Genomic DNA, 8,829 nt, shown 5'->3' with positions numbered 1-8,829 from the left:
CCGACGAAGACCAGAAAGGAGCAGCCCCCCGGGAACCGTGGAAGCCCGGCGCAGCCGCAGCGACACGCGAAGATCCCACCCGGCACCGGCCGGGACAAACGGGATGAACCGATTACCTCAACTGGCAGCGATCACGCCTGAAGGATCGAGGCCGACACCGGTCAAACTTCGGTGGCAATGGATCAATCTTCACTGTCACAGGTCACCCGACGCCGGCGGGCCGTTCGCTGCGATCATGTCCCGTCTCTGGTGATCTGGCCTCTGTCTCAAATGATCTGGTCCGATTCGCTCGTCGTCTCAGATGATCTGGTCCGTTGGTGCTGGTGTCGGTGGGGACAAGTGATCGTCTTGGTCACGGCCTGCAGCCAGGGCGACATCACTCCATCGACTCCAGAATGCGGTCCAGTGTCCGGCGTCCCATCTTGCTCATCGTCGGATTACTCTCGGCGTAGTACCAGACAGTGCCCATCGCCTGTTCGAACGCCCATGCCTTGCCGCGCTCCCACTCGAGATCGTCACAGCCCAGTGTCCGCCGGAGCACTTCCCGTGGCCCCTGCTGCAGCAGATGCCAGGCACTGACCAGATCCAGCGCGGGGTCGGCCGGACCGAAGCCGCCGGTGTCGAGTACGCCGCTGAGCCGGTCGCCCGCGACCAGTACATTGCCCGGGATCAAGTCACCATGGCTCATCACGTCGGCACCCGTGCGTGCCAACTCCCGTAGGTAGCTCCACACCTGGCGGAGCCGGGGCACGTCAAGCAGCCCATCGCTCTCCTCGAAGCATTTCTCCAACCATTCGTCGTGGTGAGTGAGAATGCCGCCACGACCCTCGCCGCTGAAGAGCCGCCCCCGCGTCTCGGCCTTCCGGAGGTCGGTGATGAAGGTCGCAAGGTCCTGGGCAAAAGCATCCGACCCACTCGGGTCGGCGTCCCAGGCGACAGTTCCCGGCAGCCACGTCTGGACGGACCACGGCATGGGGTAGCCCGCTCCAGGCTCTCCCAGGGCGAGGGGTTCGGGGGTGGGGAACCGGGACACCTGAGCCAGCTCCGCGCTCGCTTGGGCTTCCTGCTTCAGAACCGCCAGCGCCTCGGCGGCATCGGCCAGACGTAGTGGGAAACGTGCCGAGAGCTCGTTCCCGATGCGGAAGATGGCATTGACCGTCCCAGTCGACTGCAGGAGTCGGATGTCCTTGCCGCTCCACTGAGGGAACTGTTCCTGGATCAAGGTCGCAACTGTTTCGGTGGTCACGTCCACTTGATCGTCGTGCATGGTCATCTCTGGCACACTCTTTCGCTGGTCCCGCGTCTGAAATTCGTCGGCAATACGGCCAGTTTGTTCGAGACGGGTTGCCCCTCTTTCGCATGACGGTATCTGCCTCTGGGTCACGGTGTTGCGCGAGGTGCTCCACCCTCGTAGTGCAGGTGCAGGTGCAGGTGCTGAGCGCGGTCGGCGGAGGTGTTCGTGGGCGAGTCGGCAGCAGCGGCTTCCTCCTGGGAGTGGACGTCGGATGTCGAGGTACGGTTCGTCGGCACCGATGATGCCGAACGCCTTGACTCATTGGCCCGTCACTGGAATGAGCCCTTCGAAGTTGCCTCGCCGGTTCGCGCATTCGTCTCCTTCAAGGAGCAGAAGAACTTCATGGTGAGTACTGGGCAGCGACGTCCCGGTCCCAGGTGGGCTACGAGTCATGGGTGGAACGGGACACGGCGATGGCCCTGGATTTCGACCCGGCGGTCGTCGCTCTGTCGTCCCAGCCCTTCCGTCTTGCCTGGATGGGAGTGGAACGCGAACGCGAACACACTCGGGACTACTTCGCGCGGCTGGTCGACGGCTCCGGGGTTGTCGTGGACGTGCGCCCGAGGGATCTGGTCGACGAGGACACCGCGGAGGTCCCCGCTGGGTGCCGGCACGGTGGTCTGTCTGTCCGGTCAGGGTCGGTCGTGACGTCCGCGCGGCTTGGGCGGCTTGGGCGGCTTGGGCGGCTTGGGCGGCTTGGGCGGCTTGGGCGGCTGCGGATCGGGGACCGGATCAGATTTCAGGAACACGCATATACGGTGGTCGGCCTGACCGGAATGCGGGTCCGGCTGGCCGATATCAACGGGATCGGCATGCTCGTGGACCAGGTCCATCTGCAGTCGGCCGAGGACTTCGCGGTGCTCGGGACCGGCGACCGGGCCGCGCTGGGCTCGGCCGCGTTGCTGGACCATCTGCCGCAACCGGTGGCTGAGCGCGCGCTGTGGTGGCAGCGGCACCTGGTCGAGCTGCTGACCGGCCTGCCTCCGGACGTCCCGGCCGGGGCGCCCCGGCCCGAGTACGACCCGGCGAACCGCTCACTGGCTGAACGAGAACGGGCAAAGGCCGCCGAACTGGCCGCGCAGGGCGAGGAGATCACCGCACGGACCATCAAGCGCAAGCGTCAGCGTTACGAGGCCGGCGGCATCGCGGCGGTGGTCGATCGCCGGCTCGCCCCGCACACCACGCTGCTGGGCCGGGCCGATCCACGTGTGCTGGCGGCGATACGCCAGGCGGTCAACGAGAGTATCCAGGCCTCGACGCGCACGATCGAGCATGCACGCTGGCGGACCGGGCGGATCCTGGCCGCCGAGTACGGCGAGGGCGTGGTGGAAATGCCCTCACGAGCCACGTTCTACCGGATCTTCGACAAGCTGTCGCATGGCGTCCACGTGACAGGGTCTGCCCGCACCCGCCGCTCACTCGCCGACCAGCCCGAGGGACCGTTCCGCTATGAAAGCGTCGCGGCCCCGGGCGAGTTGATGCAGATCGACTCCACCCCGCTGGACGTGCTGGTGCGGCTCGATCAGAGAGTTCCCGACCGGTTCGAGCTCACTGCCCTGGTCGACCTGGCCACCCGCACCATCGCGGCCGCGGTGGTGCGGCCCACCACCAAGTCCGTGGACGCCTCGCTGCTGCTGGCCCGCGCACTGACCCCGGAGCCGATGCGGCCCGGCTGGGTCCAGGGATGACCGCGGCTCGCCGAGAGCCCGCCCGGCATGGCCTCGATGGCACCTATGCCACGGCCACAGCCTTCGTCCTCGGTCTGGACGCCGGAACCTCGTGGAACATGCTCACCGGTTTTCAGGGGGTGGGGCCGGAATACGAGCGAAACGTGCCACGGTGATGGGGATCAGCGAATTTCCCCAGGCTCAACTGGGTTTCCCACTTGGTTGAGCGGTGGACAAGTGGGTCAGGGCCTCCCTCTCGTGGGGTGTGCGGGCCGTGACGACTTCTCAGGCGCCGAGGTTCTCGATGGTTTCCTGCACCAGGCGGTTGCCCGAGCTGGGGAGCCATGCGGTCACCGGCGACAACTTGGCGACGGCCGCGCCCAGCCACTGTGGATCACCGAGACGATCCAGTGCCTTCGCCTCGGAAAGCTTGCGAACCAGGGCCTTCAGCAGGAACACATGGCTGCCCGTGTAGTGGCGCTTGTGGTGCGTGTACAGGACAGACCACGGCTCGTGCGGGGGGCGGAGCAGCCCCTGCAGGGAGCAGCCGTCACGGCCGGTTTTATAAAAGGTGGTGTTGCTGAACGCTCCGACGTGACCTCCGGTACGGGTGGCCTCCCACTTCCAGTAGGTCGCATGTACTCCCAGTTGCGTGAACTGGGACCACTGGACGACGGACTGAGGCGCGGGCTCCGCGCGCCTGTAGTGCTCGATGCCCTCGGGCGTGAGCACCACGCACAGGCCGTCCTCCCGCTTTGGATCCCCGATTATCCACCGGTCCCCGACCAGCTCCAGCGGCCCCAGGTACTGCGCCACGATGTCTCCCTCGGTCCTGCCATCCTCCGGACCGGGAACAGTAACCGGCGCCACAGGGGACGCTCCTCCCGGGGGCGCCGCGCTGCATCGGCCGACATGATCGCCGCAGGTGAACTGCCGGACGGTCGCGTGTTTCACGAGCGGATTTTCGAGTCGGCGGACGTCCTCGGCACCGCCTACGACATCGATTCGCGCCTGTGACCTACCCACTGGTGTGTGGCACGTTTCGCTCGTATTCCGGCCCCACCCCGTGTACGGGCGCCCGCGGACATCACCGTGCACGGGGTGCTCAAGGACGTCGAACACCGCGTACGACGCAGGGTGCTGGGCGGCCAGGGCCCGCGCACGGGTCAAGGATGATGCGGCGCGGGACTGCGCCGCCGCGAAGTCAACTCGCCCGTTGCGCCAGATGACCGCTTCGCCGTCCAAGACCACGGTGTCCGGCGTACGCGCCGTGATCGCCCTGTGCCCGTCGAATTTCGGCTCGTACCACCATCCCGGACCCGCGGGCAGAACCGGAACGGCAGCGGCCAGCGCCAGCCTGACAGGAAAATCCACACCCTCAGGGTGCGATCACAGGCCGGCGCAGGCACCTTGACCGGTCCATACTGCCCGCAGCACACCTTCCGGCACGCGTGTTTGGGGGCCCGGATCTAGCCGACGGCTGCGTCTTCGTTCCGCTCCGCGCTGCGGGCTGTCTGCTTCTCGCGGCGCTGGGCCCGTACACCGGTGCCGGGCTTGTCCTGGGCCGTCCAGTCCGGTTCCGGGCCGGGGTCCTTCGCGGGGACCTTCGTGACCTTCAGGCCAGCCGCGCGACCGCGGGTGTGCTGGCCGGTGTCACAGGTCAGCAGCCGTACCTCACGGCCAGCGAGAGCCTGGAAAGCGACCGCCCGGTCGATGATCTCGTCGTCGGCGATGGGCAGACGAACGTGGCCGGGCGGATCGAGAACGATTTCCAGGCTGATCTCGCCGCGGACCTCACCGGCCTCGGTGTTCAGCTGCGCCCGGTCCAGGACCCCGAACGTGTTGCCGTCCAGGATCCTGTCAAGGAGCCCGAGGGTGTGGGAGGCACGCCAACGGGCCTGATGCTTACCAGACTCCTTGAGGCCGTCGAGTTCGTCGACCACCGCCATCGGGAACAGCAGGCGGATGGGCTCGCCGCCGGGGAGTCCGAGGATCTGCTGGAGGTCGGCGTCGGCGAGCTTGTCGGGGTTGTGGATGTAGAAGCTGGAGTCAGCGACGACGAACCATTCCCGGCCGGTCCAGCGTGTGATCTGCGCTTGGAGAAGGTCGATCGCCGATTCGAACGTCGCAACTCGTTCGGCCAGCTCCTGGTCCACGAGGAGGTTCACAAGGCGCTGCTGTTCCGTTGCGGCCAGGTGCCCGACTCCGTTCAGCAGGGTGTCGTGGCGTGGGGTCAGAACGAGCGCGGTGAGGTCCGCGGAGCTGACCCGGTCCCTGAGGCGCCTGGCCGAGACCTCCGTCGGCGCGCCTGTGCCGGGTCCGCGCATCGGCATCCTGGCTGTGGGGGGAGACGGTGCGCGCGTGGCCTATGGGAAGGCGTACCTCCACGGCAGCGAGGCCGCCCGCTTTGTGCCGGGGGAGCCCGCCGTGATCGAAGTGGACGGGTGGCGGCTGGGTCTCGCCGTCTGCCGCGACACGGGTATCACTGAGCATGCCGCGAAGACAGCCGCGCTGGGAATCGACGGGTATGTGGCCGGGGTTGTCCACGCGGATCACGAGGCTGAGGTTCACGGCGAGCGCGCCCGCCGGGTCGCAGCCGACCACGGTGTGTGGGTCGTCACGGCAGCCTTCGCGGGTCCGACCGGTGGCGGGTTCGACCGCACGTCCGGCCGTTCGGGCATCTGGTCCGCCGGCGGGGAACTGGTCGCGGAGGCCAGCGCGGCCCCCGACGAGATTGCGCGGGCTGTTTTCATCAAGTGAGTCCGGGGAAGATCAAGGGAGCCTCGATGGGCAGACGGCAGAGGGCCTCATGCTCAACCGTCGTGTGCTGTCAGTGCTGTTGCTCGTGGAAGAGACCTTCCGTGATCTCCAGAGGCATATCGGCTCCATGTCCCACCGGTCTCTCTGAGGAGGCGGCTGGTGGTCTTGTCGTGGTAGCCGAGGGCGTCTGCGACGACGGGAGCGGGCATCTCAAGGAGTTGTTGTCGGATGGCGGCGCCGCGGGCGGCGGCGGCCGGGACCCCGATTTCGCGGAGGAGTGCGGCCAGGTGGTCGGGGCGGGCCGGCTGTCCTGCCCGGCGGCCGGGGAAAAGCCAGCGGCTCCCCGGGTTTGTGGCGGTGCTCATGTTGTCGCGGTTGTCGATGTACTCCTGTAGCAAGAAGGCGACCGGGGCGGGGACGGGCGAGGCGGGCTCACCGAGTCGTAGCAGTACGGCGTCTCCGTCGCGGAGCACGTCGTCGACGGTGAGCCGGACGATGCGGCTCACGGGCTGCGCGTAAAGGAGCACGATGATGCCGGCGACGCGGAGGGGCATCGGTATCTCTGTGTCGGTCAGCAGCAGGTCGAGGGCGTCGAGGCGCTCGTCCTCGCTCAGCGGGGCTCGTCGGGTGGCCTTCATCGGGGGTATGGAGAGGGAGCGTCGGCAATGTCGGCTCTGCATGGCCCAGTTGAGGAAGGCCCTCAAACAGGTGCGGTTGTGTTCGTTGTTCCCGGCCCACCAGGCGTCGATGTCGCTCTGGGAGCAGGAGGCGAGGGTGGTATTCCGCTCGCCGAGCCAGTTGAGGAACGAGGTCGCGTGTTTGACCTGCTCGGCGGCGAAGCGGCGGATGCTTGGCGTGATGTGGCTCTGCTCGGAGCGGGCCCGCAGGCGGGGCAGGACGCGCCAAGTCGTGAAGAGCCGGATCGTCTTGACATGCTCAGGGTCCTCGATGCTGATCAGGTGGCCGAGGAGCCAGCGCTGGAAGGAGCAGATGTACTTGTCGACCGCGGGCAGGACCCCGCTTGCCATCAGGAGTTCTTCCAGGTGAGCCGCTGACCGCCAGGGCTGGAGTTCATGGAAGGCGTCGTGGGTCAGCGGGATCTGGCCGAGGCCGAGTTGCCGCAGCCTCTGCGAAGGGTTCCCCGGCTGGTCGTTGCGCAAGGCCAGCCAGGCCACTCCGCTGCTGGGCTTTTCCATCGCCACCAGCAAGTCGAACAGCGGGACCAGTTCGGGACGCATCCGGCCGGTGCAGTCGTCGAGGAGGACGGTGAGCCGGTCAGAGAGCGTGCAGCGTTCGCAGAGCCGTCCGCCCAGGAGTTTGCCCTCGAAGCCGCAGCGCGAGCAGTCGAAGGACTGGGAGAAGCCAGCGCAGGTCGTGCAGATCGCGACGCCGTCGCTGGTCCAGAGCCCGGGAAGGGCCCGCTCCTGGCCGCATCCCGGGCAGGTGCCGCGTGTCCGGACCGCGCGGTCCGAGCAGTTCCGGCAGACGTATCCGTCGGGCCAGTGGCCGGCCTTGTGCTTGCGGCGGCCGCAGCGGCAGCACTCGGCCATGAACCAGCGTTCGTACTGCTCGTCGGTCGCGTAGGTCCGGGTCATGCGTCGGGCAGGATGCGGGCCGCGCGGGGCCGCAGCTTGGCGACGTTCGCGGGAGGGGCGGGCAGGTCGCCGGTGGCGGTCTGGCGGACGCCGGCGTTCTCGGCGGTGGTGGTCACCAGGTCGGCCGGGGTGCAGGAGAGGATGTCGCAGAGCGCGGCCATGACCTGCAGCGACAGTCGTTCCGGGGTGCCGGAGACCAGGCGGTGGACCTGAGAGGCGGACAGGTCGATCCCGCGCTCGCGCAGCAACGGGACCAGCTCGGTGGCCGTGAAGATCTGATGCTTGGCCATGACCTCGCGCAGCCGCCAGGTGTAGCCGACTTTGCGCTTCATGCGTTCCTCCCGCTCCGGGCCTGAAGGGCCGCGGCGATGGTGTCGTCCAGGTGTCGGCGCAGGATGCGGGTGCGGAAGTCCGAGGACACGCAGGTGTAGATAGAGGTGGTGCTGGCGTGCTCGTGACCGACTTGCTCCTGGACGAAGCGCGGGTCCCAGCCGTCCTCGATCAGGTGGGTGACGTAGGACCTGCGGAAGGAGTGGAAGTCCAGTCCGTCGTCCAGGCCCAGGGCCTTGCGGTAGGCGATGAAGCGGGAGTTGAACCGCTGGCAGCCGATCCGCATGCCCCGTTCGGAGGGCCAGGCCGCCGGGTTGTTGTCGGTGCCGAACAGCGGGCGGACTTCGGTGAACCACTCGTCCAGGATGTCCGGGGTCCAGTCGAACACGGTCAGTACTCCGCGGCGCTTGGGCGGCGAGCCCTTCTTGGCCTTGCCGAACCGGACCTGGCACCGGCCGTACTCGCCGAACTCGTCCCCACGCGGGTTACGGCCGAAGTCGGCGGCGTCCAGCATCCGCGTCTCGTTGCGCCGCAGTCCGTAGGCGTACGCGGTCTTGAACAGCGTCGCGTCGCGGAACGCGGGCAGCCAGCCCTTGCGGCCGAAGGCCCGGATGCGGGCGACCTCGTCGTCACAGTGCTCGAAGAAGGCGTGCAGCTCGGCCTTGGTGAACGCGCGCTTCTTCGGGTCGGACTCGTTGTCCTGGGCGTGCACCGCGGTGTTCCACTCGTGCACCACCTGCACCGGGTGAGTACCGAACCGTTCCTCGCAGGTCGCCGTCCACTCATAGAGCGGGTCGGTGACGAAGTGGCAGAACGCCCGAACCGCCTCGGAGTACGAGCGGATGGTCGAGCGCTTCAGGTCGCGCAGTGAGCGCAGGTCACCGAGCCACTCATCGACCATCGCCGGCGTCCACTGCCAGGGGTAGGTGTTCACGTAGGCGGCGAACGCCTTGACCGTGTTCTCCTGGCTCTCCACGGTCGTCCGGGCCAGATTCCGTGCGAGCTGCTGGTTGGCGAACCCCGTCAGCATCGCCGTGAAGACCTGTTCCTCCGGCCGCAGCAGCGCGACCCCATCGACCAGATGCAGCCTCGCCGCCCCCGGTATCGACCCGTTGAACCCCACCGATTCACCACTCTCCGCGACTCGCATCAGATGCGAGAAAACCGCATCCTATGCGAGTCC

At 67.6% G+C, this 8,829-nt stretch carries 8 protein-coding genes; 2 read left to right on the top strand and 6 right to left on the bottom strand.

Annotation, left to right across the window (positions count from 1 at the left end; genetic code table 11):
* Positions 1-376 precede the first annotated feature (376 nt).
* The gene (locus AB0N06_RS25270; RefSeq protein ID WP_366136949.1) at positions 377-1,273 is read right to left on the bottom strand and encodes an aminoglycoside phosphotransferase family protein; all 897 of its coding nucleotides are present in this window, start codon (positions 1,271-1,273) and stop codon (positions 377-379) included.
* A gap of 332 nt (positions 1,274-1,605) precedes the next feature.
* On the opposite strand from AB0N06_RS25270, the gene AB0N06_RS25265 reads away from it, so the two are divergent.
* Positions 1,606-2,982 carry a TnsA-like heteromeric transposase endonuclease subunit gene (locus AB0N06_RS25265; protein ID WP_366136954.1) on the top strand — a complete coding sequence of 459 codons (1,377 nt, stop codon included), beginning with the start codon at positions 1,606-1,608 and terminating at the stop codon, positions 2,980-2,982.
* Between the two features lie 264 nt (positions 2,983-3,246).
* Here the strand turns inward: AB0N06_RS25265 and AB0N06_RS25260 are convergent, their stop codons facing one another.
* Entirely contained in the window at positions 3,247-3,777 is a 531-nt protein-coding gene (locus AB0N06_RS25260) for a hypothetical protein (protein ID WP_366136948.1), read from the bottom strand.
* Between the two features lie 653 nt (positions 3,778-4,430).
* Positions 4,431-5,288 carry a PIN domain-containing protein gene (locus AB0N06_RS25255; protein ID WP_366136947.1) on the bottom strand — a complete coding sequence of 286 codons (858 nt, stop codon included), beginning with the start codon at positions 5,286-5,288 and terminating at the stop codon, positions 4,431-4,433.
* A gap of 34 nt (positions 5,289-5,322) precedes the next feature.
* On the opposite strand from AB0N06_RS25255, the gene AB0N06_RS25250 reads away from it, so the two are divergent.
* Complete coding sequence (locus AB0N06_RS25250) at positions 5,323-5,721, top strand: nitrilase-related carbon-nitrogen hydrolase (protein ID WP_366136946.1); 399 nt, start codon at positions 5,323-5,325, stop codon at positions 5,719-5,721.
* Between the two features lie 53 nt (positions 5,722-5,774).
* On the opposite strand, the gene AB0N06_RS25245 is transcribed toward AB0N06_RS25250, so the two are convergent.
* From AB0N06_RS25245 to AB0N06_RS25235, 3 genes are read right to left on the bottom strand one after another with little or no spacing between them, the layout of a single operon-like run.
* Positions 5,775-7,316 carry a hypothetical protein gene (locus AB0N06_RS25245; RefSeq protein ID WP_366136945.1) on the bottom strand — a complete coding sequence of 514 codons (1,542 nt, stop codon included), beginning with the start codon at positions 7,314-7,316 and terminating at the stop codon, positions 5,775-5,777.
* Complete coding sequence (locus AB0N06_RS25240) at positions 7,313-7,648, bottom strand: helix-turn-helix transcriptional regulator (RefSeq protein WP_366136944.1); 336 nt, start codon at positions 7,646-7,648, stop codon at positions 7,313-7,315. Before AB0N06_RS25240 ends, AB0N06_RS25245 begins: the two co-directional genes overlap by 4 nt.
* Positions 7,645-8,796, bottom strand: a complete 1,152-nt coding sequence (locus tag AB0N06_RS25235) for a site-specific integrase (protein ID WP_366136943.1) — start codon at positions 8,794-8,796, stop codon at positions 7,645-7,647. The genes AB0N06_RS25240 and AB0N06_RS25235 overlap by 4 nt, the downstream gene beginning before the upstream one ends.
* Positions 8,797-8,829 lie beyond the last annotated feature (33 nt).

The sequence above is a fragment of the Streptomyces sp. NPDC051020 genome, from assembly GCF_040683105.1.
GTDB lineage: Bacteria > Actinomycetota > Actinomycetes > Streptomycetales > Streptomycetaceae > Streptomyces.
This window is presented reverse-complemented; position numbering and strand designations above follow the sequence as displayed.